The 26,064-nt window shown below is 71.7% G+C and carries 20 protein-coding genes; 9 read left to right on the top strand and 11 right to left on the bottom strand.

Annotation, left to right across the window (positions count from 1 at the left end; genetic code table 11):
• The 5 genes from BS75_RS15550 to BS75_RS43375 form a co-directional block, all read right to left on the bottom strand.
• On the bottom strand, positions 1 to 1,029 hold the full coding sequence (locus BS75_RS15550) for an ABC transporter permease (protein ID WP_034088660.1): 1,029 nt from the start codon (positions 1,027 to 1,029) through the stop codon (positions 1 to 3).
• Entirely contained in the window at positions 1,022 to 1,945 is a 924-nt protein-coding gene (locus tag BS75_RS15555) for an ABC transporter permease (protein ID WP_034088661.1), read from the bottom strand. The genes BS75_RS15550 and BS75_RS15555 overlap by 8 nt, the downstream gene beginning before the upstream one ends.
• A gap of 76 nt (positions 1,946 to 2,021) precedes the next feature.
• Positions 2,022 to 3,650 carry a peptide ABC transporter substrate-binding protein gene (locus BS75_RS15560; protein WP_034088662.1) on the bottom strand — a complete coding sequence of 543 codons (1,629 nt, stop codon included), beginning with the start codon at positions 3,648 to 3,650 and terminating at the stop codon, positions 2,022 to 2,024.
• Positions 3,651 to 4,044: 394 nt separating this feature from the next.
• Entirely contained in the window at positions 4,045 to 5,910 is a 1,866-nt protein-coding gene (gene typA, locus BS75_RS15565) for a translational GTPase TypA (protein ID WP_034088663.1), read from the bottom strand.
• Positions 5,911 to 6,154: 244 nt separating this feature from the next.
• Positions 6,155 to 7,978, bottom strand: coding sequence for an ABC transporter family substrate-binding protein (locus BS75_RS43375; RefSeq protein WP_052069438.1), 1,824 nt, complete (start codon positions 7,976 to 7,978; stop codon positions 6,155 to 6,157).
• 314 nt (positions 7,979 to 8,292) lie between these two features.
• Here BS75_RS43375 and BS75_RS15575 point away from each other — a divergent pair, with 314 nt between their 5' ends.
• From BS75_RS15575 to BS75_RS15590, 4 genes are read left to right on the top strand one after another with little or no spacing between them, the layout of a single operon-like run.
• Positions 8,293 to 8,619, top strand: a complete 327-nt coding sequence (locus BS75_RS15575; protein ID WP_034088664.1) for a hypothetical protein — start codon at positions 8,293 to 8,295, stop codon at positions 8,617 to 8,619.
• A 33-nt stretch (positions 8,620 to 8,652) separates the two neighbouring features.
• The gene (locus BS75_RS15580) at positions 8,653 to 9,498 is read left to right on the top strand and encodes a hypothetical protein (RefSeq protein WP_034088665.1); all 846 of its coding nucleotides are present in this window, start codon (positions 8,653 to 8,655) and stop codon (positions 9,496 to 9,498) included.
• 24 nt (positions 9,499 to 9,522) lie between these two features.
• On the top strand, positions 9,523 to 11,523 hold the full coding sequence (locus BS75_RS15585) for a fumarate reductase/succinate dehydrogenase flavoprotein subunit (RefSeq protein ID WP_034088666.1): 2,001 nt from the start codon (positions 9,523 to 9,525) through the stop codon (positions 11,521 to 11,523).
• A complete protein-coding gene (locus BS75_RS15590; protein WP_034088667.1) occupies positions 11,520 to 12,284 on the top strand; it encodes a succinate dehydrogenase/fumarate reductase iron-sulfur subunit in 765 nt (254 codons plus the stop codon). Before BS75_RS15585 ends, BS75_RS15590 begins: the two co-directional genes overlap by 4 nt.
• A 67-nt stretch (positions 12,285 to 12,351) precedes the next feature.
• On the opposite strand, the gene BS75_RS15595 is transcribed toward BS75_RS15590, so the two are convergent.
• The 4 genes from BS75_RS15595 to BS75_RS48160 form a co-directional block, all read right to left on the bottom strand.
• Positions 12,352 to 14,838 (bottom strand): SpoIIE family protein phosphatase, encoded by a 2,487-nt coding sequence (locus tag BS75_RS15595; protein ID WP_042438465.1) that lies wholly within the window; start codon positions 14,836 to 14,838, stop codon positions 12,352 to 12,354.
• A 579-nt stretch (positions 14,839 to 15,417) separates the two neighbouring features.
• Positions 15,418 to 18,288: a SpoIIE family protein phosphatase gene (locus BS75_RS15600; RefSeq protein ID WP_231607782.1), complete on the bottom strand. Its 2,871-nt coding sequence runs from the start codon at positions 18,286 to 18,288 to the stop codon at positions 15,418 to 15,420.
• A 95-nt stretch (positions 18,289 to 18,383) separates the two neighbouring features.
• On the bottom strand, positions 18,384 to 18,779 hold the full coding sequence (locus tag BS75_RS15605; RefSeq protein WP_034088668.1) for a (deoxy)nucleoside triphosphate pyrophosphohydrolase: 396 nt from the start codon (positions 18,777 to 18,779) through the stop codon (positions 18,384 to 18,386).
• Positions 18,780 to 18,796: 17 nt separating this feature from the next.
• Positions 18,797 to 18,997, bottom strand: coding sequence for a hypothetical protein (locus BS75_RS48160; protein ID WP_034088669.1), 201 nt, complete (start codon positions 18,995 to 18,997; stop codon positions 18,797 to 18,799).
• Positions 18,998 to 19,298: 301 nt separating this feature from the next.
• Between BS75_RS48160 and BS75_RS15615 the strand changes: the two genes are divergently transcribed.
• The 5 genes from BS75_RS15615 (at position 19,299) to BS75_RS15635 (ending at position 23,524) form a co-directional block, all read left to right on the top strand.
• Positions 19,299 to 20,126, top strand: a complete 828-nt coding sequence (locus tag BS75_RS15615) for an isocitrate lyase/PEP mutase family protein (protein ID WP_034088670.1) — start codon at positions 19,299 to 19,301, stop codon at positions 20,124 to 20,126.
• A 112-nt stretch (positions 20,127 to 20,238) separates the two neighbouring features.
• A complete protein-coding gene (locus BS75_RS15620; protein WP_034088671.1) occupies positions 20,239 to 20,469 on the top strand; it encodes a hypothetical protein in 231 nt (76 codons plus the stop codon).
• A 144-nt stretch (positions 20,470 to 20,613) separates the two neighbouring features.
• A complete protein-coding gene (locus BS75_RS15625; RefSeq protein WP_042438426.1) occupies positions 20,614 to 22,116 on the top strand; it encodes an MFS transporter in 1,503 nt (500 codons plus the stop codon).
• Positions 22,113 to 22,676, top strand: a complete 564-nt coding sequence (locus tag BS75_RS15630; protein WP_034088672.1) for a TetR/AcrR family transcriptional regulator — start codon at positions 22,113 to 22,115, stop codon at positions 22,674 to 22,676. The genes BS75_RS15625 and BS75_RS15630 overlap by 4 nt, the downstream gene beginning before the upstream one ends.
• 194 nt (positions 22,677 to 22,870) lie before the next feature.
• A complete protein-coding gene (locus tag BS75_RS15635) occupies positions 22,871 to 23,524 on the top strand; it encodes a DUF4232 domain-containing protein (protein ID WP_052069440.1) in 654 nt (217 codons plus the stop codon).
• Positions 23,525 to 23,850: 326 nt separating this feature from the next.
• Here the strand turns inward: BS75_RS15635 and BS75_RS15640 are convergent, their stop codons facing one another.
• Together BS75_RS15640 and BS75_RS15645 are read right to left on the bottom strand one after the other, a co-directional pair.
• Positions 23,851 to 24,393, bottom strand: coding sequence for an RBBP9/YdeN family alpha/beta hydrolase (locus tag BS75_RS15640; RefSeq protein ID WP_052069441.1), 543 nt, complete (start codon positions 24,391 to 24,393; stop codon positions 23,851 to 23,853).
• Between the two features lie 193 nt (positions 24,394 to 24,586).
• Entirely contained in the window at positions 24,587 to 25,933 is a 1,347-nt protein-coding gene (locus BS75_RS15645) for an NtaA/DmoA family FMN-dependent monooxygenase (RefSeq protein ID WP_034088674.1), read from the bottom strand.
• Between the last annotated feature and the right edge of the window lie 131 nt (positions 25,934 to 26,064).

The raw sequence follows: 26,064 nt of genomic DNA on the forward strand, positions 1-26,064 counted from the left end.
TCAGCGCAGCTTGGGGTCGAGGGCTTCGCGCACCGCTTCGCCGAGCATGATGAACGCGAGGACGGTGATGCTCAGCGCTGCCGCCGGGTAGAACAGCATGTGCGGAGCGTTGCGGAACGACGTGGCGGCGTTGGAGATGTCGATACCCCAGGAGACCGCCGGGGGCTTCAGGCCGACACCGAGGAAGCTCAGCGTCGCCTCCAGCGAGATGTACGCGCCGAGGGAGATGGTGGCGACCACGATGACCGGCGCGACCGCGTTGGGCACGATGTGGCGCAGCATCAGCCGACGGCTGCCGGCGCCGAGCGCGCGGGCCGCGGTGACGTAGTCCTGCTGCTTGGCGGTGACCACCGCGCCGCGCGAGATACGCGCGACCTGCGGCCAGCCGAACACGGTCAGGAAGCCGACCACGATCCAGATGGACTGGCTGGTGAAGGCCGACAGCACCACGATGCCGCCGAGCAGCAGCGGGATGCCGAAGAAGATGTCGGTGATCCGGGAGAGGATCGCGTCCAGCCAGCCGCCGTAGAAGCCGGCCAGTCCGCCGAGGACGCTGCCCAGCAGGGTGGTGCCGAGGGTGGCGAAGACGCCGATGGTCAGCGAGTCACGGGTGCCGTGGACGACCCGGGAGTAGACGTCGCAGCCCTGGGTGTCGAAGCCGAAGGGGTGCCCGGGGGCCGACCCCAGCTGCGAGTTGGCCGCGGTGCAGTCCAGCGGGTTCACCGAGGTGAACAGGCCGGGCGCGAGCGCCATGACCACCAGCAGCGCGATGATCGCCACCGAGATCCAGAAGATCCAGCTGGTCCGCAGGTCCCGCCAGGCGTCCTGCCAGAGGCTGCGGGCCTTCTCGCGGTCCGTCACCCTGGGTTCCGGGGAGGACATGTGCGGCGTACCGCTCAGCACCTCCTCGCTCACCAGGTCGTGCGCCTCCATGGCGCCCGGGCCGAGGCCCGAGTCGCCGCTCGGGAACGCGCTGGACAGCTCGTTGCCGCCGGGGTGCTCGGGGTGGATCGAGTTCGGGTCAGACATAACGAATCCTCGGGTCCAGGACCGCGTACAGCAGGTCGACGAGCAGGTTTGCCGCCAGGTAGACGACCACCAGCACCGTCACGAAGCCGACGACCGTGGCGGTGTTCTGCTGCTGGATGCCCTGGTAGAGGTAGTAGCCGACACCCTGGATGTTGAAGATGTTCTCGGTGACGATGGCGCCACCCATCAGGGCGCCGAGGTCGGTGCCGAGGAAGGTGACCACCGGGATCAGCGAGTTGCGCAGCAGGTGGTTGACCACGACCCGGCGGCGGGGCAGGCCCTTCGCGGTGGCCGTGCGCACGTAGTCGGCGCGGACGTTCTCGGCCACGGTGGAGCGGGTCAGCCGCGCCACGTAGGCCAGTGACGTGGAGGCCAGCACGATGCCCGGGACGATCAGCGAGCCCCAGGGGGCGCCGTAGCCCACCGAGGGGCTGATGATCCCCCACTTGACGCCGAGGAAGTACTGCAGCAGGAAGCCGATGACCAGGACCGGGACCGAGATCACGATCAGGGTGAACACCAGCACCAGCGTGTCGACGATCTTGCCTCGCTGGAGGCCGCTGACGACACCCAGCAGGATGCCGAAGACCAGCTCGATCGAGAACGCGACGGTGGTCAGCTTCAGCGTGGTCGGGAAGGCCTGGCCCATCAGCTGGGTGACCGGGGTGCCGTTGAACGAGGTACCGAAGTCCAACCGGAACACGCCGGACATGTAGTGCAGGTACTGCACGATCAGCGGACGGTCCAGCCACAGCTGGTGCCGGATCTGGTTCGCGACGGCGGGGTCCGGGGCCTTGCCCTGGAAGAACGCCGCGACCGGGTCACCGAGGCTGTAGACCATGATGAAGATCAAGAAAGTGGTCCCGATGAAAACCGGGATCATCTGGAGCAGGCGTCGAATGACGTAGCGCCCCATGTGGCCTCCTGGAGTGAAGACGGCCGGCAGTCGGGAGCGTATGTCGCGACTGCCGGCCGCCTAACGAACAGACGTACTACTTCTTGATGGCCCAGTAGACCGGGTTCTTGAAGCCGTCCATCTGAACGTTGGACACGTTCGCTGAGTAGCCGGCCAGGTTGTTGGAGTACCAGAGCGGCGCCACCGGCATGTCCTTCGCCAGCTGCAGCTGCGCCTGCTGGAAGAAGCTGTTGGCCTCCGCGGGGCTGTTCGCCGCGTTGCCCTCGGCGATCAGGTTGTCGAAGGTGGTGCTGCTGTACTTCGAGAAGTTGTTCGGCGCGCCCGTGGCGTACAGCGGGGCGAGGAAGTCCACCGCGAGCGGGTAGTCCTGGCCCCAGCCGGTGCGGAACGGGCCCGTCATCTGGAAGCCGCTCATCTTGTTCAGGTAGTCGTTGAACGTCGTGGTCGGCAGGCCGACGCAGGCGGTGGTGTTGCCCACGACGTTGTTGATGCTGTTGCAGACCGCGTTGACCCAGTCCGCGTTGCCGCCGTCGGCGTTGTAGGCGATGGTCATCTTGCCGCCGGGGATGCCGCCGGCCTCGGTGATGAGCTTCTTGGCCTCGGTCGGGTTGTAGGTGCACGCGGCACCGCAGAGGCCGGCCTTGTAGCCGCCGGACGCGCCCAGCGTGGGCGAGGTCCAGTCGGTGGCCGGGGTGACCGAGCTGTGCAGGATCCGCGAGGTGATGGTGTTGCGGTCGATCGCCTCGGAGATGCCGGTGCGCAGCTCCGCGCCGTTCGGGCCGTTCCAGGCCTTGTCGTACAGCGGGAAGGACAGCGTCACGTTGGCGCCGGTCGGGCTGTTGATGACCCGGCCACTGAGGTCCGACTGCATGTTCGGGATGTTCGAGGTCGGGATGACGTCGTCGACGTCCAGCCGGCCGGACAGCAGGTCGGCGTAGGCCGGCACCGGGTTGGTGTAGACCATGAGGTCGATGCCCTTGTTCTCGGGCGTCTGGCTGCCCGAGTAGTCCGGGTTGGGGACCAGGTTCAGGTTGGCGCCCGAGGTGTAGCTGCCACTGACCTTGTAGGGGCCGTTGCCGACCGGGTTCTTCTCCCACGCGGTGGGGTTGGCGAAGAAGGAGGTGGGCAGCGGGTCGAAGTACAGCGCGCCCAGCGTCTGCGGGTAGGTCGAGTCCTTCGCGGTCAGCGCGACGGTGAAGGTGGTGTCGTTCAGGACCTTCAGGCCGGACATGGTCCTGGCCGTCGGGTTGCCGGTGGCCGGCGCGACCGCGTTGTAGCCCACGACGTTCGAGAAGTAGCTCGAGTTGACCTGCTGGTTGGTGGAGAGCGCGCTGTAGTTCCACGCGTCCACGTACGAGGAGGCGGTGACCGGCGTGCCGTCGCTGAACTTCAGGCCCGGCTTGAGCTTGATGGTGAAGTTCTGCTGGTCGGTCGTGGTGATCGACTCGGCGTTCTCGTTGATGACCGCGTTGGTCTTGGGGTCGTACGAGATCAGCCCGGTGAGGATCGAGGTGACGACCTTCGAACCGTTGATCTCGGCCGTGTCACCCGGGGTCAGCGGCTTCTGGGGGACGCCCCAGATGGCGGTGACGACACCGTTCCCGCTGGAGCCGGAGCTGCTGGAGCTGCTGCTCCCACAGGCGGTGGCTGCGAGGGCGATGGCAACCGCCCCGACAACGAACTTGGCTCGCGTGGCTCCACGCATATGAACGTGCCTCCTCAGGCGTGCTGTGCATCGACGAACGCCCTGCTCCCACCCCTGGAAGCCCTGGCGTCGACCCGGTGACTCAGACGTCACTTTTCCTACTATCAGTCACCACGGGCGATGCTTGTGGCCAAATTAGATTTCGGTTTGATCACACGCCTGTGACTCATGTCTCGCAACCCGGGCACTGCCAAGTGGGTGCAAGGAGTACGCAAACGGTCATCGGGCCTTCCTACAGCAGAGGATGTCACCGATATCCGAACAGAAGGGCCAGGACACTCGCGCGGCTGGCAACTACCCTCGGTCACCACTTGGGGGGACAAAAAACCGCCGTCCGGCCCCCCCGATCGGGGGGCGGACGGCGGTCCGGTCCAGCCAGGTGCCAGGCTGTGGATCAGCCCTTGTTGCGGCCACGGTTGCGGCCACGGGTGGCGGCGTCCAGGATCACCTTGCGGATGCGCACGGTCTCCGGGGTGACCTCGATGCACTCGTCCTCGCGGCAGAACTCCAGCGACTGCTCCAGCGAGAGCTTGCGCGGCGGCACCAGGTTCTCGGTGGTGTCGGAGGAGGCGGCACGCATGTTGGTGAGCTTCTTCTCCTTGGTGATGTTGACGTCCATGTCGTCGGCGCGCGAGTTCTCGCCGACGATCATGCCCTCGTACACCTCGGTGGTGGGCTCGACGAAGAGCACACCGCGCTCCTGCAGGTTGATCATCGCGAACGGGGTGACCGCGCCCGCGCGGTCCGCCACCAGCGAGCCGTTGTTGCGGGTGCGCAGCTCGCCGAACCACGGCTCGTGGCCCTCGAAGAGGCTGTGCGCGATGCCGGTGCCGCGGGTGTCCGTCAGGAACTCGGTACGGAAGCCGATCAGACCGCGGGCCGGGACCACGAACTCCATCCGGACCCAGCCGGACCCGTGGTTGGTCATGGTCTCCATCCGGCCCTTGCGGGTCGCCATCAGCTGGGTGATGGCGCCGAGGTACTCCTCCGGGCAGTCGATCGTCATCCGCTCGACCGGCTCGTGGAGCTTGCCGTTGATCTCCTTGGTGACCACCTGCGGCTTGCCGACGGTGAGCTCGAAGCCCTCCCGGCGCATGGTCTCGACCAGGATCGCCAGCGCCAGCTCGCCACGGCCCTGGACCTCCCAGGCGTCCGGACGCTCGGTCGGCAGCACGCGGAGCGAGACGTTGCCGATCAGCTCGCGGTCCAGGCGGTCCTTGACCAGGCGGGCGGTGACCTTGTGGCCCTTGCCGCCCTTGCCGACCAGCGGCGAGGTGTTGGTGCCGATGGTCATCGAGATGGCCGGCTCGTCCACCGTGATCAGCGGCAGCGGGATCGGGTTCTCCAGGTCGGCCAGGGTCTCGCCGATCATGATGTCCGGGATACCGGCGATGGCGCAGATGTCGCCCGGGCCGGCCACCTCGGCCGGCTTGCGGGTGAGCGCCTCGGTCATCAGCAGCTCGGTGATCTTGACCTGCTTGATCGTGCCGTCCCGCTGGATCCAGGCCACCTGCTGGCCCTTGCGGAGCTCGCCCTCCTCCACCCGGCAGAGCGCGATACGGCCGAGGAAGTTGTCCGCGTCCAGGTTGGTCACGTGCGCCTGCAGCGGCGCGCCCTCGGTGTAGGTCGGGGCCGGGACGTGCTCCAGGATGGTGGAGAAGAAGGGCTCCAGGCTGTCGCTGTCCGCCGGAACGGTGCCGTTCTCCGGCTTGGTCAGCGAGGCCACGCCGTCACGGGCGCAGGCGAAGACGATCGGGAACTCGATCTGGTCCTCGGTCGCGTCCAGGTCCAGGAAGAGGTCGTAGGTCTCGTTGATGACCTCGTCGATCCGGGCGTCCGGACGGTCGGTCTTGTTGATGCAGAGGATGACCGGCAGGTTCGCGGTCAGCGCCTTGCGGAGGACGAAGCGGGTCTGCGGCAGCGGGCCCTCGGAGGCGTCCACCAGCAGCACGACGGCGTCGACCATCGACAGGCCGCGCTCGACCTCACCACCGAAGTCGGCGTGGCCGGGGGTGTCGATGATGTTGATGGTGATCACGTCGCCGCCACCCTTGGGGTGGTACTTGACGGCCGTGTTCTTCGCGAGAATGGTGATGCCCTTCTCGCGCTCCAGGTCGTTCGAGTCCATCATGCGCTCGTCGAGGTGCTGGTGAGCGGCGAAGGCACCCGCCTGCTTGAGCATGGCGTCGACCAGAGTGGTCTTGCCGTGGTCAACGTGGGCGACGATGGCAACATTGCGGATGTCATTACGCGTGGGCATGCGGAGTACGGTTCTCCCGAATCGAGGGTCGTGGTATCCGCCGCCTCGGTCCGCCGACTCTCCCGAGTCGTCCGCGCCACCTGCCGCCGGTCCACCTACCGGGCACGACATGCCACGGCTTACCCCCATGGTACGGGGCGCGGCGTCGCTGCACCGACTCGGCCGGTCCGTGGGACGGTGCGACGCAGATCACACCGTACCGCGGACCGGCCTCCGGGGTGACCGCCGGGCGGCCGGCGGTCGACTACGGAGCCGTGCTCGGGTGTCCGGCGAGGGTGGTGAAGCCCAGGTCCTGGAACCGGGGCGTGGCGAAGCCGAAGGCTCCGGCGTTCACCACCCGGTCGCTGACCGCCACCAGCTGCGGGTGCTGGATCAGCGGGACCGAGCCGGCCACCTGCCAGATCCGGGTGTCGGCCCGGGCGGTCAGCGAGGCCGCGGTCTTCGGGTCCAGGGTGCGGACCGCCTGGCCGAGCAGCTGGTCGATCTCGTTGGTGCCGATCGCGGCCAGGTTCTGCCCCGGGTCCACCGTGCCGTCGGCGCCCACCTGCGGCTTGGCGTAGAGCGGCAGCTCGTCGGCGACCGGGTAGCGCGAGGCCGGCCAGCTGAACAGGGCGAGGTCGTAGTCCCCGGTCCGCACGTGGTCGGCGAAGAAGGTCTCGGCCGGCACCGCCTTCGTCGTCAGCGGGATCCCGGCGGCGGCCAGCTGACCGGTCAGCAGCTGGGCGACCTGGGCGTCCACCGCCGACCCGGCCCGGGTGAGCAGGGTGAGCGCGATCGCGTGCCCGGCCTTGGCCCGCACCTTGGCGCCGGCCGTGATCCGCCAGCCGTCGGTGTCCAGCAGGTTCCTGACCTCGTCCGGGCTGTTGTCGATGGCCGAGCTGTTGTCCTGGTAGCCCTGCTGGTCGGCCATCACCAGGTGGTTGCCGAGCGGGACGGCCGGCAGCCCGAGCGGGGTGAGCACCGCCCGGGCGATCTGCTTGCGGTCCACCGCCTCGGCCACCGCCAGCCGCAGGTCCGGATCGGCCAGCTGGCCGCGTCCGCCGTTCAGCGCGAGCTGGAGGAAGGCCGGCGCGGAGGCCCGGTGCAGGGTCACCCCGGGGATCGACCTCACCTCGGCGAAGGTCTGCGACTCGGCCGAGACGGCGGCGTCGGAGGCGGCGCTGCTGCTGATCCCGGTGCCGCCGTCCTCGACCGCGCTGCTGACGTCCGCGATGTCGAGCCGGCCCACCCGCAGCGCGTCGGCGCGGGCGCCGGGGGCGACGGCGGTGAAGTCGATCGCGTCCAGCTTGGCCCGGTCGCCCCACCAGCGCGGGTTGCGGACCACGGTGACGGTGCCGGACTGCTCGCCCTTCAGGGTGAACGGCCCCGAGTCCAGCGGCAGGGTGGTGCTGGTGCCGCTGCCGAAGGCGGCCGGGGTGGCGGTCGCGGCGGCCGGGTAGAGCGGGCTGAACAGCCGCCGCCAGGGCGCGTACGGGTGGGTGAAGGTCACCTGGACGTCCTGGGCGGTCGCGCCCTGCCGGACGTCGCCGATGCTGTCGTAGCCGTCGGTGCGGACCGCCCCGAAGGCGGCGCTGCCGCTGAGCGCCTGCCACTGGCCGCGGAAGTCGGCGGCGGAGAGCGGGGTGCCGTCGCTCCAGACCGCCTTGGGGTTGAGGTGGTAGACGACGGTCTGCGGCTGGGCCGAGGTCTGCTGGACGCCGCTCAGGTAGTCCGGGTCGGGCGTGGCCCGGGCGTGCTCGTCCTGGGTGAAGAGGGTCGGCAGCAGCGCCTGGTCGATCAGCGCGGTGCTGTCCCCGGCCTCCGGCTGGAAGGCGTTGAGGGTGGCCGGGACCTCGTCCACGGCCCAGTGCAGGGTGCCGCCGGTGACGATCCGGCCGCGGTCGGCGTGGGCCAGGTCGGCCGAGGTCTCGGCCGGCCCCCCGGCTCCGGAGCAGCCGCCGAGGGCCGTGACGGCCCCCAGGACGAGCGCCGCGCAGGCCGTGGCCGCGACAGGGCGTCGGGCCGGGCGGAGCGTCCCTGGGACCGGACGGTCGCTGCCGCGGACGATGGGCTGAGAACCGATGGACACAGGGGCCTCCGCGCTCGGGTGCAACTGCACATATGAGGTGATTTCTGGCTGCTCTCGGTCCACTGAAAGTCAGCCGTCCGGCGCCGCGCGGACGACACGGCCAGGTGGTTACGAAGACTCACCCGTTCGGGGCAGCGGGTGCGCCGGGCGAGGGGCGCGTGGCGGCCGAGAAATCCCGCCAATACTGACCAAGCCCTTCCCAAGGCCCTGTGATCGGGTTCACACTCGCTTCCGCGCACCATCCCTGACACGTCATCAGACCCAATGGCAAAACCGGACGTTGATCGCACCAACGCGCGGAGGTGAGTACAGCCATGCCCGCACCAGCTACGGCCCCCCTGGCCGAGGCCAGGAGCCGCCTCGAAGCGCTGGACAGCGCCGTCCGGGAGGCGCAGCAGCGCCTCGGCGGCGGCCTGGAGGTCCGCCGGGTCCGCACCGACCTCGACCACCTCCGGGAGAGCCTGGCCCTGCTCTGCGAGTCGGTCGCGGCGGCCGGCCCCGGGGCGGACCCCGCCGCGCCGCCCGGCATCCCGGCGATGACCGGCGTCGCCCTGGAGATCGTGCGGATCCCGGACACCCCCTACGACCCGGAGATGTGGCGCGGCATCGACGACGAGGGAATCGGCTGCCGCCACCGCTAGGCGCAGCACCCACCAGCAGGAGGACGAGCAAGCGTGACCACCGAGATCCGGCCCCCGGAGAGCCCCGACCGATCCCGACCGAACGGGAAGGGGGTGCACTCCCCGGGCCGGGCCGCCATCCCCGCGCGCCATCTGCGCACCGACCGGTGGTGGCTGCCACAGCTCGTCACCGGGCTCGGGCTGCTCGCCTTCGTCGTCTACTCGACCTGGCGGGCGTTCTGGGGCCTGCACACCGCCTACGCCGCGCCCTACCTCTCGCCCTTCTACTCCCCCTGCCTGGCGGCGAACTGCCCCAAGGTGGCGGGCGGAGCCGACTGGGCGCTGTTCGGCAGCTGGTGGCGGCTCTCCCCCGCGCTGATCGTGCTGATCTTCCCGCTGGGCTTCCGGATGACCTGCTACTACTACCGGAAGGCCTACTACCGCGCCTTCTGGTCCTCGCCGCCGGCCTGCGCGGTCGCCGAGCCGCACGCCTCCTACAGCGGCGAGACCCGGTTCCCGCTGATCCTGCAGAACCTGCACCGCTACTTCTTCTACTTCGCGGTGGTCGTGGCCGGGATCCTGACCTACGACACGGTGCTGAGCTTCCGCAACGCCGCCGGGCAGTGGGGCCACGCCGGCCTCGGCACCCTGGTCTTCCTCGCCAACATCGTGCTGATCTGGGCCTACACCCTGTCCTGCCACTCCTGCCGGCACATCGTCGGCGGTCGGCTCAAGCACTTCTCCAAGCATCCCGTCCGCTACCGGATGTGGAGCTTCGTCGGAAAGCTGAACGCCCGCCACATGCAGCTCGCCTGGGCCTCGCTGATCAGCGTCGGCGTGGCGGACTTCTACGTCTACCTGCTCGCCAGCGGCGCGTTCCACGACCCCCGCTTCTTCTAATCACAGGTAAGGACACGTACAGGTATGACCGAGGTGGAGCGCCACTCCTACGACGTGGTCGTGGTCGGCGCCGGCGGTGCCGGGCTGCGCGCGGCGATCGAGGCCCGCGAGCAGGGCCTGCGCACGGCGATCATCTGCAAGTCACTGTTCGGCAAGGCCCACACGGTGATGGCCGAGGGCGGCATCGCCGCCAGCATGGGCAACGTCAACGACCAGGACAACTGGCAGACGCACTTCCGCGACACCATGCGCGGCGGCAAGTTCCTCAACCACTGGCGGATGGCCGAGCTGCACGCCCAGGAGGCCCCCGACCGGGTCTGGGAGCTGGAGACCTGGGGCGCGCTGTTCGACCGCACCGAGGACGGCCGGATCTCCCAGCGCAACTTCGGCGGCCACGAGTACCCGCGCCTCGCCCACGTCGGCGACCGCACCGGCCTGGAGCTGATCCGCACCCTCCAGCAGAAGGTGGTCTCGCTCCAGCAGGAGGACTTCAGGGAGTACGGCGACTACGAGGCCCGGATCCGGGTCTTCCAGGAGTACACCGTCACCCGGATCTTGAAGGATCCCAGTCTCAAGAGCCGCAGCGGCGACCGGGTCAGCGGGGTCTTCGGCTACCAGCGCGAGTCGGGGCGCTTCTTCGCCATCGAGGCGCCCGCGGTGGTGCTCGCCACCGGCGGCATCGGCAAGTCCTTCAAGGTGACCTCGAACTCCTGGGAGTACACCGGCGACGGCCACGCGCTGGCGCTGCTGGCCGGGGCCAACCTGCTGAACATGGAGTTCGTCCAGTTCCACCCGACCGGCATGGTCTGGCCGCCCTCGGTGAAGGGCATCCTGGTCACCGAGTCGGTCCGGGGCGACGGCGGGGTGCTGCGCAACAGCGAGGGCAAGCGCTTCATGTTCGACTACATCCCGGACGTCTTCCGGGAGAAGTACGCCGAGACCGAGGCCGAGGGCGACCGCTGGTACAGCGACCAGGCCAACAACCGCCGGCCCCCGGAGCTGCTGCCCCGGGACGAGGTCGCCCGGGCGATCAACTCCGAGGTCAAGGCCGGACGCGGGACCCCGCACGGCGGCGTCTTCCTCGACGTCTCCACCCGGCTGCCGGCCGAGGAGATCCGCCGTCGGCTGCCGTCGATGCACCACCAGTTCAAGGAGCTGGCGGACGTCGACATCACCGCCGAGCCGATGGAGGTCGGCCCGACCTGCCACTACGTCATGGGCGGCGTCGAGGTCGACCCGGACACCGCCGCCTCCTCCGTCCCCGGCCTGTACGCGGCCGGCGAGGTGGCCGGCGGGATGCACGGCTCCAACCGGCTGGGCGGCAACTCCCTCTCCGACCTCCTGGTCTTCGGCCGCCGGGCCGGGCTCCACGCCGGACTCTACGCCGCGGCGCTGGCCGACCGGCCGACCCTGGACGAGGAGCAGATCACGGCGGCGGCGGCCGAGGCGGTCGCCCCGTTCGAGGGCGCCTCGGGCTCCGACGGCGGGCCGGTGGAGAACCCGTACACGGTGCACCAGGAGCTCCAGCAGTCGATGAACGACCTGGTCGGCATCATCCGCCGGGAGGGCGAGATGGTGGAGGCGCTGAAGCGGCTGGCGGCGCTGCGCGAGCGCGCCGACCGGGCCGTGGTCGAGGGCCACCGGCAGTTCAACCCGGGCTGGCACCTGGCGCTGGACCTGCGGAACATGCTGCTGGTCTCGGAGTGCGTCGCCCGCGCCGCGCTGGAGCGCACCGAGAGCCGGGGCGGGCACACCCGCGAGGACCACCCGGGCATGGACCACGAGTGGCGGCGGGTCAACCTGGTCTGCTCGCTGGCCGACAAGCCGACGGCGGACGGGCAGATCACCGTCCAGCACAAGCCCAACCCGCCGATCCGGGCGGACCTGCTGGAGCTGTTCGGCCTGGACGAGCTGAAGAAGTACCTGACGGCGGAGGAGCTCCCGGCAGCAGCAGCCGAGGTGCCCACGCCCCGCGCCGCCGACTCCGACACCACCTCCGACGCACCGACGGGAGCAGACCAGTGAGCTACCAGGCCAACTTCCGCGTGTGGCGCGGCGACTCCTCCGGCGGCGGCCTTGAGGACTACCAGGTGGAGGTGAACGAGGGCGAGGTGGTGCTGGACATCGTGCACCGGCTCCAGGCCACCCAGACGCCCGACCTCGCGGTCCGCTGGAACTGCAAGGCCGGGAAGTGCGGCTCCTGCAGCGCCGAGATCAACGGGCGGCCCCGGCTGATGTGCATGACCCGGATGTCCACCCTGCCGCCGGACCAGCCGGTGGTGATCACCCCGATGCGCTCCTTCCCGGTCCAGCGCGACCTGGTGACCGACGTGTCCTTCAACTACGCCAAGGCGCGCGAGGTCCCGGCCTTCGTCCCGCCGGCCGACCTCAAGCCCGGTGAGTACCGGATGGCGCAGGAGGACGTGAACCGCTCGCAGGAGTTCCGGAAGTGCATCGAGTGCTTCCTCTGCCAGGACACCTGCCACGTGGTCCGCGACCACGAGGAGAACAAGCCGGCCTTCTCCGGGCCGCGCTTCCTGATGCGGATCGCCGAGCTGGACATGCACCCGCTGGACGCGGCCGAGGACGGCGGCCTGGACCGCAAGCGGACCGCGCAGGAGGAGCACGGGCTCGGGATGTGCAACATCACCAAGTGCTGCACCGAGGTCTGCCCGGAGCACATCAAGATCACCGACAATGCGCTGATCCCGCTGAAGGAGCGCGCGGCCGACCGGAAGTACGACCCGCTGGTCTGGCTCGGCTCCAAGATCGGACGCCGCCGGTAGCGGCCCGGACCACGTCCTGACCGCCGGTCCGGTCGCGCCCTCCCCGGGCGGCGCGACCGGGCCGGCCTCAGCGCACGGTCGGCAGCGCCATTTCGAACCAGACGGTCTTGCCGGTCGGCGTCCGCCGCGAACCCCAGCGGTCGGCCAGCAGGCTGACCAGCTGCAGTCCGCGTCCGCCCTCGTCGGTGTCGCGGGCCCGGCGCTGGCGCGGCTGGGCGTAGCCGTTGTCCCAGACCTCGCAGACCAGGGTGGTGTCCCGGAGCAGCCGCAGCCGGATGTCACCGCTGCCGTGCCGCAGGGCGTTGGTGGCCAGCTCGCTGACGAGCAGTTCGCAGGTGTCGATCAGGTCGTCCAGCCCGCGCGACAGCAGCCAGGCACAGGCGAGTTCGCGACATCGGGCCACCGAGGCCGGGTGGGACGGCAGCGTCCAGTCGCCGACCGCGTCCGCCGGCAGGGCGTGCACCCTGGCCATGAGCAGCGCGATGTCGTCCTCGCCGTGGTGCGGGTCGAGGGCGGTGAGCAGGTGGTCGCAGAGGTTCTCCAACGGGCGCGGCGGCCCGGAGAGGGTCTCCCGCAGTGCCGAGAGGCCCTCCTCCAGCTGGTGCTTGCGGGACTCGACCAGGCCGTCGGTGTAGAGGCCGAGCAGGGCGCCGTCGGGGATGTCGACGCAGACCTCCTCGAAGGGCTCGCCGCCGACGCCCAGCGGCAGTCCGGGCGGGACGTCCAGCATCAGCGCCGGCTCCCCCGGGTTGACCAGGACCGGCGGAAGGTGGCCGGCATTGGCGATGGTGCAGCGCCGGGTCACCGCGTCGTAGACGGCGTAGACGCAGGTCGCGAGGTAGAGCTCCTCGTTGTGGGAGTCGGCGTTGTCCTCCGGCGAGGTGCCGTCGCCGAGGCCGCGGGCGATCTCGTCCAGGGCGGTCAGCACCTCGGCCGGGTCCAGGTCCAGCATGGCCAGGGTGCGGACCGCGGTGCGCAGCTGGCCCATGGCCACGGCGGCGCGCAGCCCGCGGCCCATCACGTCGCCGACGACCAGCGCGGTGCGGTTGCCCGGCAGCTGGATCACGTCGAACCAGTCGCCGCCGACCTCGGTGCCGCTGCTGCCGGGGCGGTAGCGGCAGGCGATCTCCAGGCCCGAGGCGGCCGGGTTGCCCGGGGGCAGCAGGCTGCGCTGGAGGATCAGCGCGCGCTCGTGCTCCCGGCGGTAGAGCCGGGCGTTGTCGATGCAGACGGCGGCGCGGGCGACCAGCTCGGTGGCGATGGCCACGTCCCGGGCGTCGAAGGGCTCGCTGCCCTTGGCCCGGGAGAGCTGGACCAGTCCGAGGACGGTGTCCCTGGCCACCATCGGGACGACCACGGTGCTCTGGATCATCGGGTCGGGATCGGGGTTGCCGGGGGCGGTGAGGGTGAGGCTGCGCCCGGTCCGCAGCGCCTTGGCGTACGGGGAGCGCGGGGGGTAGCAGAACGCGCCCCCGACCTCGGCGCGCGGGCCCGGCAGCATCGGCTCGGAGCCGGTCGCGGCGTGGTAGCCGACGGTGCTGGCCGAGGCGACCCGGCGCAGCTCGCCCGCGCCGTCGGCGCGCCCGGCCGGGAGGCCGAGGTCGGTGTCGGCGGCGAGCACCCCGTGGTAGAGGTCGACCGTGGCCACGTCGCAGAAGCCGGGGACGGCGACGTCCAGCAGCTCCTTGGCGGTGACCTCCAGGTCGAGCGTCGAACCGATGTGCGAGCTGGCCTCGTTGAGCAGGGCCAGGCTGCGACGGGCGCTGGCCGCCTCGCGCTCGGCCCGCTGACGGCCGGTCACGTCGACCACCTGGCCGGCGATGCCGATCGTCCGACTGCTCGAACTCAGCAGCCGGTAGAGCGAGATGGCCCAGCGGCGACGGCCCGGGCGGATCGGCACCGTGCCGCTGAAGCGCAGGTCGACCACCGGCTCGCCGGTCTCCAGCACCTGCTGCAGCGCCTGCTGCAGCCGCTCGGCCTCCGGCCGGGGCATCAGGTCGTGGACGTTCATCCCGAGCAGGTCGGCCGGGGACGCGCCCAGGCCCTCGGCGAAGCTCTCGTTGACCCGCTGCACCCTGAAGTCGCGGTCGAACAGCACGAATCCGGTGGGGGCCTGGCCGAAGACCGCCTCGGAGGCGGCCAGATCGGTCTCGATCCGGCGCAGCTTGCGCAGGTCGACGGCCATGCAGACGACCCCGCCGCGCCCGTCCTCGCCCCGGGCGGGCATCAGGTACAGCTCGGCGACGCTCTCGTTGCCGTCGCTGTCGCGGTAGGGCGCGGTGCCGACCCACTCCTGGCCGGCCAGGATCTCGGTCATCCGCTCCCGGCCGCGCAGCCAGAGCTCGCGCGGCGCGAAGGTGGTGACCGGGTCGCAGCCGACCGCCTCCTCGGCCGGGACGCCGAAGAACTCGGCCGCCCGGTCGCTCCACTGGCTGATCCGGCCGTCGGGTCCGATGGCGAAGGCAGCGACCCGTATGTAGTCGTAGATCGAGCCCGGGTCGCCGTGTCCCCAGTCGCCGGTGCCGCCCTCGTCCGACCCGCCGCTCAGGCCCATGGCCAGCAGGTTCGCCGCGCGCTCGGTGCGGGCGGCGCCCTGGCTGTCGTCCGCGGCGGCTTCGGGCCGGTCTCCGTGGTGATCGGACTGATGACCGATCGGCATCTGTCCACCGGCCGCGGCGGAGGCCGAACCGGCGGCCGAACCGGCGGCCGAACCGACCGCCGAACCGACCGCCGGAACGGGGCGCCAGCTGGATGACGCGATGGCCGGGCGGGTGGCGGACCGGGCCTCGGCCCGCGCCTCGGACCAGGCCCCCGGCCTCAGTTCCGGCCGCACGGCATCGACGCCGGGCCCGTCCTCGGCGGCGGCCCCGCCGCCGTCGTGCCCGGTCCCGGACGCGACTCGGTCGGGCGCTGGGCCCGTACCGCCGCCCGGCGACGCCTCTTGTGTCGGCATCTCACTCAACTGCCCGACTCCTCCAGCCTTCGTCACCTGGATGTCGCTTGCTCCGAGTATTCATCATCGGAGTGCGGCAGCACACGTCCCGGGAGTACACAACATCAAATCGAGGTAAGGAATTGGCATTCCTGCCGCTCGGAGCCCTGCCGGGACTCGCCGGGATCGGAACCCTACGCCTCAACCAGGAGAAACGGGAGGGCTCATGGGCAGACTCTGCTCGAACCACACCACTTTGCCCTCACCCTCCACTCTGGTTCCCCAGTTGTCCGCCAGGCTGTGGACCAGCTCCAGACCGCGTCCGCCCTCGTCCGTCCGGGCGGCCCGGCGCTGCCTCGGCGGGTCCGGCAGCGGGTCGGCCACCTCGACCCGCAGCACCTCGTCCAGCATCAGCCGCAGCCCGATCGGGGCGTCGGCATAGCGGACGGCATTGGTCACCAGCTCGCTGACCAGCAGCTCCGCCGTGTCCGCGAGCACGTTCAGGCCCCAGTCGGCCAGCGTCGAGCGGACCAGCCGCCGGGCCCGGCCCGGGGCCGCCGGATCGGCCGCCAGCGTCCACCCGACCTGCCGGGCCGCGCCGGGCTGCTCCGAGACCGGCGCCGCCGTGCCCAGCCGGGCCAGCAGCAGCGCGACGTCGTCCGGCTCCTGCCCGCGCTCCAGCGTGTCCACGATCCGCTCGCAGGCCTCCTCGACCGAGCCGAGCGGCTGGTCCAGGACGTCGCACAGCCGTTTGGTGCCCACGTCGATGTCCTCGGTCCGGGACTCGACCAGGCCGTCGGTGTAGAGCAGCAGCAGGGTGCCCTCCGGCACGGTCAGCTCGACCGACTCGAACGGCACCCCGCCGACGCCCAGCGGCGTCCCCGAGGGCAGGTCGAGCAGGACCGCCCCCTTCCCCGGGACGGCCAGGACCGGGGGCAGGTGCCCGGCCTTGACCAGCGTCAGCCTGCGGGTGGGCGGGTCGTAGACGGCGTAGATACAGGTCGCCATCAGCGCGTCGTCCGGCCCCTGGGCGAGGTCGTCGGCCAGGTCGTGGACGTGCTGGAGCAGCACCTCCGGCGGCAGGCCGAGACCGGCCAGGGTCCGGACCGCGGTGCGCAGCCGGCCCATGGTCGCGGCGGCGCGCAGCCCGTGCCCCATCACGTCGCCGACCACCAGCGCGGTACGGCCGTCCGGCAGCGGGATGACGTCGAACCAGTCGCCGCCGACCTCGGTGCCGCTGCTCCCGGGGATGTAGCGGTAGCCGATCTCCAACCCGGCCGGCTGCGGCACCGTCTTCGGCAGCAGGGTCCGCTGCAGCATCAGCGCGGCGGCGCGCTCCCGGGTGTAGAGCCTGGCGTTGTCGAGCGAGGCGCCGGCCCGGTCCGCCAGCTCGTCGGCGAAGGCCGTCTCGTCGCGGTCGAACGCCTCCCGGCGGCCGGCCCGGCAGAGCAGCATGAAGCCGAGCACGATGCCGCGCGCCCGCAGCGGCACCACCAGCATGGAGTGCAGACCCAGTTCGTAGGCGGCCCGGAGCCGGGGGTCGTCGGGCTGGGTGCTCGCCCCGACGGCTTCGAGCGAGTCCAGCAGTTCGGTCACCCCGGTCCGCAGCACCCGGGCGAAGACGGTGCCCTCGGGCATCGGGATGCTGTCGCCCCGGTGGATGACCGAGGCGGCCAGCGGGTTGTCGGTGATTCCGGACATGCCCATCAGGATCATCGGCATCAGCTGGTGGTGCGGGTGCCGGGGCAGGTCGTCGCCGTTGGCGACGGCCGGGAGCAGCACCACGCCGGCGTAGTCGGCCAGGGTCGGGACCAGTGCGTCGGCCAGCTCCTGGGCGATCCGCTCGGCGTCCAGCAGGTCGCCGATCCTGGTGCCCAGTTCGTTCAGCAGGGCGAGGCGGCGGCGAGCCTGCTCGACCTTGGCGACGGCCCGGTAACGGTCCGTCACATCCATGATCATCCCAGTGATTCCGATGATCTTGCCGGCCCGGTCGTGCAGCCGGGCGTAGGAGACGGAGCGGAAGCCGTGCCGGTCCGAGTGCGGCCCGGCCACGGTCAGGTCCACCACCGGCTCCCCGGTGGCCATGACCTGACGCTGGATCGCGGCGATCTCGTCGGCCGCCTGCTCCGGCAGGGTCTCGCCGGCGGTCCGCCCGAGGTGCTCCTCGATCGGCAGGCCGTTCATCCGGGCCAGGGTCTCGTTGAGGCTGACGTAGCGCAGCCGCCGGTCGAAGACCGCGATGCCCAGCGGCGACTGCTCGAACAGGGCGTCCTGGAGGGCGAGGTCGTGCTCGACCGCGCGCAGCTTGGTCGCGTCGGCGAGCCGGACCAGCAGGAAGGTGACGCCGTCCCCGTCCACCAGCCGCGACAGCCTGGCGTCCAGCTCGACCATCCGGTCGTGGTCGTCCCGCACCACCACCGAGCCGCGCCAGCCGCCCTCGCGCAGCACGTGGCCGAGCACCTGCCGGATGCTCCCGGCCAGATCGGGGACCGGCTCCCCCTGGTACGTCGGGACGAGGTAGGAGTCGATCCGCCGACCGATCAGCAGCTCGCTGGGCCAGCCGAGGAGTTCCTCGGCGGCAGGGCTCCAGAGCACGACCCGGCCGGAGGCGTCCAGCACCGCGATGGCGACCCGGACCACGTCGAGCAGGCTGCGCGGCTGGTCCGCCGGTCCGCCGGCCGGCGGACCGGGTCGAAGGCGGCCACCGGCGGGCCCGGCGGGCCCGGCGAAGCCGCCGGATCTGTCGGGACCCTCGCCGGGACCGCCGCCGATGGCTCGCGGGTGGCTCGCGGTGGGCGCGGCGCCCGGGAAGGGCTGCACGGCATGGCTCCGGTTGGAGAACGGCGCGCTCCCCGGGGCGCCGGGGTCCGGCTCGAAGCCGCCCTGGCCGCCGTCGGCCGGGCCGCTGCCGCGCGGACTGCCCGAGGTCGCAGCATCGCCGTCCGGGCCACCCGCGGCGGCCCCGCGCGCCCCGGGCATCCGGCCCTGCGGGGACGAGCGGTTCCGGCCGACGCCGCCGCGGCGCAGGCGCGCCCGGGCAGCGGCGCTCGGCTTGCGTCGTGGCTGCCTCACAGGCGTCCCCAGTCCCGGACCGCTGCCCGCTACTCGGAGTGATCGGTCATCTACCCGCATACCCGATCAAACCTGACCCTACCCAGGCGTACGGGTCAAGTCGAGAGGAGTGCGGCGACATGGGGCAGCGCGAACCGGTCCCCGTCCAGCCAGTCCACTTCGTCCAGTTCGTCGGCGGTCAGCCAGCGCAGCTCGGAGTGGTCCTGCAGCGGCGCCGGAGTTCCCGAGAGCAGTTCCGCCGTCCAGATCTGCAGCTCCAGATCGGCGCGGACCGGCCAGGCCCCGGGGATCCGGGCGAGCGCCCGGGTCTCCACCCCCAGCTCCTCGCGCAGCTCCCGGACCAGGGCCTCGGCCGTGGTCTCCCCCGGCTCGACCTTGCCGCCGGCGAACTCCCAGCGTCCGGCCACCGCCGCGGGTGCGCTGCGCCGCGCCGCCAGCACCCGCCCCCGGTGCAGCAGCGCCCCACCGACCACGATCCGCATCTCCGTCATCGTCACGGAGGGTAAGACTAGTCCGTCTCCACCCAGTACAGCTGCTTGTGGCCGCGGGCCTCGTACATCGCCGCCTCGGCCTCGGCCTCGGCGCGCACGGCGTGGCGGGAGACCGGGTAGCGGTTGCCGTTGTCGTCCTGGCGCATCAGTACGAAACGGGCCGGGCCTGCGCCGCCCCGGTCCGGGGCGGTCGGGGGTACTGGTTCGGGTCGTCCCATGGGCGCAGCCTAACCAGCGCCGCCGACGGCCGGAACCCCGTCCCGCGCCCGGCCCGCCCCCGTGGGGGTGGGGCGGGACCGGCGCGGTGCGTGCCGAGGCTAGCGCGGGCGTGCTGCTCCGGCGTTCCCACGCGGTTTCGTCCCGGTGACGCCCGGCGGGCGCGGGCGTCCGCCTCCCGTTCGCCGTCCGGCGCGGCGGCGTTCACCACGGCGCCGGTCGGCCGCACCACAGCTTCAGGACACGCCCTCGATGTCGGAGAACCGCCAGCGCCGGGCCACCCCTCGATGATCGAATGAGGTCATGACCACCCAACAGGAAAAGGCCCTGCTCTTCCGCTCGCTGCACAACCCCTCCGCTCCGCTCGCGCTGGCGAACGTCTGGGACGCCGCGAGCGCCCGCCTGGTCCAGCAGGCCGGGGCGCCCGCCGTCGCCACCACCAGTGCCGGCGTCGCCTGGGGACTCGGCGCCGCCGACGGGGACGTCCTCGGCCGCGACGAGGCCATCGCGCTGATCGCCCGGGTCACCGCCGCCGTGGACGTGCCGGTGACCGCCGACATCGAGAGCGGCTTCGGCGCGACCCCGGCCGAGGTCGCCGAGACCGTCGGCGGGGTGCTCGCCGCCGGCGCGGTGGGCGTCAACCTGGAGGACGGCCTCCGTGACCGCACCGCCCCGCTGCGCGAGGTCGCCGAGCAGGCCGAGCGCCTGGCGGCGGCCCGCTCGGCCGCGGACGCGGTCGGCGTCGACCTCTACCTCAACGCCCGGATCGACACCTACCTGCGGGGCGTGGGCGCACCGGAGACCCGGCTGCAGGAGACCCTGGCCCGGGCCTCGGCCTATCTGGCCGCCGGTGCGACCGGCGTGTTCGTCCCCGGCGTGGCCGACCCGGTCACCATCGCCGCGCTGGCCGAACTGATCCCCGCCCCGCTCAACGTCCTGGTCCACCCCGGCTCGCCCAGCGTCCCCGAGCTGGCGAAACTCGGCGTCGCCCGCGCCAGCCTGGGCTCGGCCGTCGCCGAGGCGGCCTACGCCGTGGTCCGCCGCGCGGCCCAGGAACTCGCCGCGACCGGCACCTACGACTCCGTCAGCGAGGCGCTGGCGTACGGCGACCTCAACTCCCTGATGCGCTGACGGCCTCGTCCGGAGGCATCAGTAGCATCTCCGAGCGGAATCGCAGTCGTCGAGCGGACCGTCCCGAGGCGTCGAGGCGTCGGGCAGCCGAGCAGCGGAGGGCGAGCGAGTCGTGTCGGAGCGTCCGCTGGAGGAACGCGCCAGCCAGTGCCCGAACTGCTGGACGGCCGTGATCGACGGACCGCACGGCGGTTTCGTGTGCTCCCACTGCGGCGACTTCACCGAGCCGCCGACCCGCGTCGTCGAACGCAAGGCCCGCCGGAAGCTCCCGCCCGTCCACCGCTACGTGGAGCTGCGGAAGCTGGTCCAGGAGCTCCGCGACGCCGGCGCGCTCGACGCCTGATCCACCGGCACTGACTCGGCCCCGGCCACCCTCTCCTCGTGGGGTGGCCGGGGCCTCCGCCTTTTCTCGGGCCTTCTTGCCTCGCAGCTCAGCCGCATGTCATCATGCGAAGACATCAACCGATGACATATCGAGAGGCGCCCGATGGCAGCGCAGCACGCCAAAGCGGACCAGCGGCAACGCGCCCTGGTGCCGGTCCTGGTCTTCCTCGGCATGGTGGTCGCCGTCATCAGCAGCCTGGGGGCGCCGCTCGTGCCCACCATCGCCACGGTCGACCACGTCTCGCTGACCGACGCCCAGTGGTCGCTCACCATCACGCTGCTGGTCGGCGCGGTCGCCACGCCCACCATGGGGCGGCTGGGCGACGGGCCGCACCGGCGGCGGGTGATCCTCGGCGCCACCGCGGTGGTCCTGCTCGGCAGCGTGCTGGCCGCCCTGCCGCTCGGGTTCGGCTTCCTGGTCGCCGGGCGCGGGCTCCAGGGCGTCGGCCTGGGCCTGGTCCCGCTGGCCATCGCCACCGCCCGGGACGCGCTGCCCGCGGACCGCTCCCGGCCGGCCGTCGCCATGCTCTCCATCACCACCGTGGCCGGGGTCGGTCTCGGCTACCCGCTCACCGGGCTGATAGCCGAGACCCTGGGCGTCCACGCCGGCTTCTGGTTCGGCGCGGTCATCAGCGCGCTGGCACTGGCCGGGGCCGCCGTCGTCGTCCCCCGTACCGACGGCCGGGAGAAGCACCCGCTGGACGCGCTCGGCGCGATCCTGCTCGGCGCCGGCCTCGCCGCGCTGCTGCTCGCCCTGAGCGAGGGGGAGAGCTGGGGCTGGGCCTCCGCACGTCTGCTCGGACTGACCTCCGTCGCACTCCTGCTGCTGGTCGGCTGGGCCTTCCACGAGCTGCGCACCGCGCACCCCCTGGTCGACCTGAGGACGCTCCGCAACCGCGCCGTGCTGACCGCCGACGTGTGCGGCCTGATCGCCGGCGTGGCGATGTACATGCTGATGTCGATGGTCACCCGCTTCGTCCAGACGCCGTCGGCGGCCGGATACGGCTTCGGCGCCTCGGTGCTGGTGGCCGGTCTGGTGCTGCTGCCCTTCTCCGCCGCCAGCGTGGCCTCCAGCAAGCTGGTGCCGGCCCTGGCCCGACGCACCTCGATGGCGGTGGTGCTGCCCTTCGGCTGCGCCGTCTCCCTGCTGTCGATGGTGCTGTTCCTGTGCGCCCGCACCAGCCTGTTGGAGCTCTTCGTGATCATGGGTGTCGCCGGGCTCGGCGTCGGCTGCACCTTCGCCGTGATGCCCGGACTGGTCGTCAGCGCCGTTCCGGCGCACGAGACCGGCAGCGCCATCAGCTTCAACCAGGTGCTGCGCACCATCGGTTACTCCACCGGCAGCGTGCTGGGCGCCGTCGTGCTGGAGGGCCACACCCCCGCCGGGCACCTGCTGCCCACCGACAGCGGGTACCAGGCCGCGGCCTGGCTGGGTTGCGCGGTCTGGATCGTCGCCATGGTGGTTACCATCGTCGTGCCGAGGCGACGCGCAGCGGCCCAGCAGCTGGTGACCGCGGACGAGGAAATCCTCATGGACGAGAGCATCGCCGACGCCGAGACGGCCGAGGACAGTGTCACGGCGATGACCGGCCGGGCCGGTCGATGAGCACCGAGCGGCAGCCGGGTCGGCGCCGCGACGCCGCCCGCAGCCGTGAGCTGCTGCTCACGGCCGCCAGCGAACTCTTCGCCGTACGCGGGTTCGACCGCAGCACCACCCGGGAGATCGGGGAGCGGGCCGGGGTGGACCCGGCCCTCATCGCCCGCTACTTCGGCGGCAAGGCCCAGCTCTACATCGCCACCCTCCAGCTCGACCAGGCCGGCGCCGCCCCGGCCGACCTGCTCGAACCCGAGCGGATCCGCGCGCTGCTCGACGCCACCGCCCAACGCGGCCCCGGCCCGATCCACCGGGCCGCGATCGTTCCGCACGAGGAACCCGACGTCCAGGCCGCCGCCGCAGAGCAGCTGCGCCGGCGCCTGGTCGACCCCCTGCGCGAGCGCTTCGCCCGTGAGGGCCTGGACCGCCCCCAACTGCGGGCGGAGCTGACCGTGGCCGCGTTCGTCGGCGTGGTCCTGGCCCGCAGCAGCGGCACCCTGCGGACGCTGGCCGAGACCGACAACGAAGAGCTCCAGGAACTCGTGCACGAGTTGCTCGACCCGCGCCGCTGACGCCGGCGCCAGCCACGGCGAATCGTCAGAATTGCAGTGGCCGCGCCGACGGGTCAAGGTCCTCCGTGTAACAGGACGCAACGGCGCGCGTAACTGCAGTTGTTACGGCCGCGGGGAAACTGAGTCGCCCCCGAACGGCGTGTAGCGGACTGAAGCCGTACCGCGCTTCGCCTTTCCCGCAGGAGGTACTTTCCATGAACGCTCGCCGTCGCATTCTGCCGCTCGCCCTCCTCTCCGGCGCCGCCGCTCTCGCCATCGGCCTGGTCGGCGCCGGCGGAGCCGAGGCAGCCGCCGTCCACGCCCAGCCGGCCACGGCGCACGCCCAGGTCCTGGCCGCGGCGGCCTCCGGCACCAACAGCGACGCGTACGCCTACAAGCACTCCTGCACCCCCGGTCAGGTCAAGGTCAATGTCGTCTACGACGCCAAGCTCGGCGCGACCAAGCGCCTCATCGAGGTCACCAACACCAGCTCGCGTGCCTGCGGCCTGACCTACTACCCCACGGTCGCCATCGACAACAGCAAGACGATCCACGTGCCGTGGGGCCAGGCCCAGACCGTTCAGCCGAAGGTCCCCGGCGGCCTCGGCGGCGCACCGGCCTTCCCGCTCCTGGCCAAGCAGACCGCCTACTCCGTCCTGGACCTGGACCCCAGCCACGCCAAGGTCGCCAAGCGCCCGTACAACGAGATCAGCGTCATCTTCAACAACAACCTGCCCAACGCCGACACCCGGAACTTCTCCGCCGCCATCGCCCACCAGGGCAACCCCAGCGTGAAGAACCCCTTCCTCGGCCTGTACCGCAGCACCATCGCCGCCGCGAACGCCTCCGCGAGCCCGGCCCACCGCTGACGTACCGGCACAGTCGACCCGGCCAGGCAGTTCCCGTTCGGTCCCGTCTCCCCGATTCCTCCGATCCCGGGGGCGGGACCGAGTCACAATCCAGGCAGACCGCTTCGTATATCGCCGACTTCGCCCTGGGGTTCTGGCGGATCGGCGGCCGCCGAGGAACTCCGCCCGGATTTCCAGGAATACTGCGAAGGAATTTCCGTCGCCGATTCCGGCTGCACCGGTTGCGGGTGGTCCGGGAGTCGACAACGCCCCGTGATCCAGTGGGAGATGCAGTTCCTGCACAGCCGGGAGCAGTGCGGGTCAGCTGTGCGGGACCAGGCCGACGATCACCGCGTGAACCCGTCGCCGAAGATCGACCAGCCCTCGGGCCAGTCGCCCAGCCCCGAGGCCGCGTTGATGTGTCCCCGGCGGCCGACGTTCACCAGTCGGGCGCCCAGCCGTTCGGCGGCTGCCGAGGCGAACTCCAGGGAGCCGTAGGGGTCGTCCTCGCTCGTCACCACAACCGTCCGGAAGGGCAGTCGGAGCTCCGGAGGCGCACCGAACCCCACGGCCCGGGCCGGGAAGTCGTCTCCGTGCACGTCCGGCATCGCGACCAGGAACGCGCCCACGACGGTCTCGTCCTCGTGCTCCGCCGCCCACTCGGCCACCAGCGAGCAGCCCAGGCTGTGCGCGATCAGGAGCTTGGGACCCTCGATCGCCGCGAGGGCGTCGTCCAACTCCCTGACCCACACCTCGCGAACGGGGTTGTCCCAGGAGTCGTGCTCCACCCAGACACCGCGCGCCACCCGGCCCCGCCACCGGGACTGCCAGTGCTCCGGCCCGGAGTTCCCGATGCCGGCGAGGAACACGTGCGTTGTCGCGGAGTCCATGCGCAGACCTCGTGCTCGGTGTCGACGATGCGGTGCTGCCCGCCACCGTACCGGGATGGACCGCCTGATCGTGGTGCGGTGCGAGGCGCCGTCGCGCAGCGGACCGGCACGCCGTCGCGAGGCCGACCGGCTCGCCGTCGCGCAGCGCGCCGAGCGCGACCACTCCGGTGGGTCGGGCCCACGGGTGGGTGGTTCAGTGGCGGTACCGCGCTGCCGGGTGGCTGGCGGGCAGCGCCCGGTCGGACGCGCCGGTCAGCCGTTCGCGCAGCGACTCGCCGGCCGCGTACTCGCCGCGGAAGACGCCGCGGGCGCGCAGGATCGGCAGCACCGACTCGACGAACTCCGTGCTGGAGGCCGGCTGCACGGTGGGCGAGAGCAGGAAGCCGTCCAGGTCGGCCCCCTCCGCCAGGGCGCAGATCTCGTCGGCGATCTCCTCGGCGGTGCCGACCACCGGACGGGCGCCGACACCGTGGGTGTGCCAGTCGGCGAGCACGTCGCCGACGGTCCGGCCGGCGAACCGGGCGACCTGGGTCTGCGACATCTCGGTGGACAGCTCCGTCATCGGGGTGTCCGGTGCGTAGGAGGACAGGTCTAGGCCGGTGAACATGGCGTAGCTGGCGACGGTGACCTCCGGGCGCTGGGCGTCCAGGACGCGCTGCCACCGGCGCTCGGCGTCCGAGGTGGTGGCGCCGACCACGCAGGAGAACGCCGACATCACCTGGACCTCGTCCGCACGGCGGCCGGCCCGTACGGCCTCCTCCCGGATCGCCGTCGTGTGCCCGGCGAGCTGCTGCACCGAGCCGCTGCCGACGAACATGCACTCGCCGTGCTGTCCGCCGACCCGCCGCCCGGCCGGGGAGGCGCCGGCCTGGAAGAGCACCGGGGTGCCCTGCGGGGAGCGGGCGGTGTTGCCGTAGCCGTGCGAGCGGAAGTACGGGCCCTCGTGCTCGACCAGGTGCACCTTGGCCGGGTCGGCGAAGCGGCCGTCCTTGTCCTTCTCCAGGGCGTCCGGATCCCAGGCGCCCTCCCAGTACTTGTAGACCAGGTCGAGGAAGTCCTCGGCCATCTTGTAGCGGTCGTCGTGCGCGACCAGGTCCATGCCGAAGGCCTTGACCGCGGTGTCGGCGGTGCCGGTGGTCACGATGTTCCAGCCGAGCCGGCCGCCGGACAGCTGGTCCAGGGTGGCCAGTCGGCGGGCGAACGCGTACGGCGGCTCCACCAGCACCGAGCCGGTCACCACCAGGCCCAGGTCGGTGGTGCTGGCCAGCAGCGCCGAGGCGATCACGAACGGGTCCAGCCGGGGCAGGTCCAGGGTCTCCTCGGTGGCGATCGGCGGGCGGACCCCGTCGATCTCCGACCAGCCCCAGGCGTCGGCCAGGAACAGGAAGTCCAGCCTGGCGTCCTCGCAGAGCTGCGCGATGTCCCGCCAGTACCCGAGGGTGTCGAACAGGTGCCGGCGGCTGTCGGGGTGGCGCCAGGTGGCGGTGCCGCTCGCGTTGGTCTGGGCGTTCTCGAACAGTCCGAGCTTGAGGTTGCGCATGGGTGGTTCTCCGTTGCACTGGCGGTGGTCCCGAGGATAGGGGAGTCGGGGGCAGGGAGTCAGCGAGCGCCCCGCAGCACCCTGGCTCTCCTCCAGGGGCCGTCCTGCGAACGCGCGGAGAGCGCGGAGAG

The organism is Streptacidiphilus albus JL83 (assembly GCF_000744705.1).
Lineage (GTDB): Bacteria > Actinomycetota > Actinomycetes > Streptomycetales > Streptomycetaceae > Streptacidiphilus > Streptacidiphilus albus.

Excerpts from the sequence above, each read along its gene's own strand:
- BS75_RS15645 (WP_034088674.1), bottom strand. The coding sequence starts at position 25,933 with ATGCGCAACCTCAAGCTCGGACTGTTCGAGAACGCCCAGACCAACGCG.
- BS75_RS15640 (WP_052069441.1), bottom strand. The coding sequence starts at position 24,393 with ATGGACTCCGCGACAACGCACGTGTTCCTCGCCGGCATCGGGAACTCC.
- BS75_RS15615 (WP_034088670.1), top strand. The coding sequence starts at position 19,299 with ATGACCACCCAACAGGAAAAGGCCCTGCTCTTCCGCTCGCTGCACAAC.
- BS75_RS15595 (WP_042438465.1), bottom strand. The coding sequence starts at position 14,838 with ATGGGCCTGAGCGGCGGGTCGGACGAGGGCGGCACCGGCGACTGGGGA.
- BS75_RS15630 (WP_034088672.1), top strand. The coding sequence starts at position 22,113 with ATGAGCACCGAGCGGCAGCCGGGTCGGCGCCGCGACGCCGCCCGCAGC.
- BS75_RS15550 (WP_034088660.1), bottom strand. The coding sequence starts at position 1,029 with ATGTCTGACCCGAACTCGATCCACCCCGAGCACCCCGGCGGCAACGAG.
- typA (WP_034088663.1), bottom strand. The coding sequence starts at position 5,910 with ATGCCCACGCGTAATGACATCCGCAATGTTGCCATCGTCGCCCACGTT.
- BS75_RS15575 (WP_034088664.1), top strand. The coding sequence starts at position 8,293 with ATGCCCGCACCAGCTACGGCCCCCCTGGCCGAGGCCAGGAGCCGCCTC.
- BS75_RS15560 (WP_034088662.1), bottom strand. The coding sequence starts at position 3,650 with ATGCGTGGAGCCACGCGAGCCAAGTTCGTTGTCGGGGCGGTTGCCATC.
- BS75_RS15585 (WP_034088666.1), top strand. The coding sequence starts at position 9,523 with ATGACCGAGGTGGAGCGCCACTCCTACGACGTGGTCGTGGTCGGCGCC.
- BS75_RS15555 (WP_034088661.1), bottom strand. The coding sequence starts at position 1,945 with ATGGGGCGCTACGTCATTCGACGCCTGCTCCAGATGATCCCGGTTTTC.
- BS75_RS15635 (WP_052069440.1), top strand. The coding sequence starts at position 22,871 with ATGAACGCTCGCCGTCGCATTCTGCCGCTCGCCCTCCTCTCCGGCGCC.
- BS75_RS15625 (WP_042438426.1), top strand. The coding sequence starts at position 20,614 with ATGGCAGCGCAGCACGCCAAAGCGGACCAGCGGCAACGCGCCCTGGTG.
- BS75_RS15605 (WP_034088668.1), bottom strand. The coding sequence starts at position 18,779 with ATGACGGAGATGCGGATCGTGGTCGGTGGGGCGCTGCTGCACCGGGGG.
- BS75_RS48160 (WP_034088669.1), bottom strand. The coding sequence starts at position 18,997 with ATGGGACGACCCGAACCAGTACCCCCGACCGCCCCGGACCGGGGCGGC.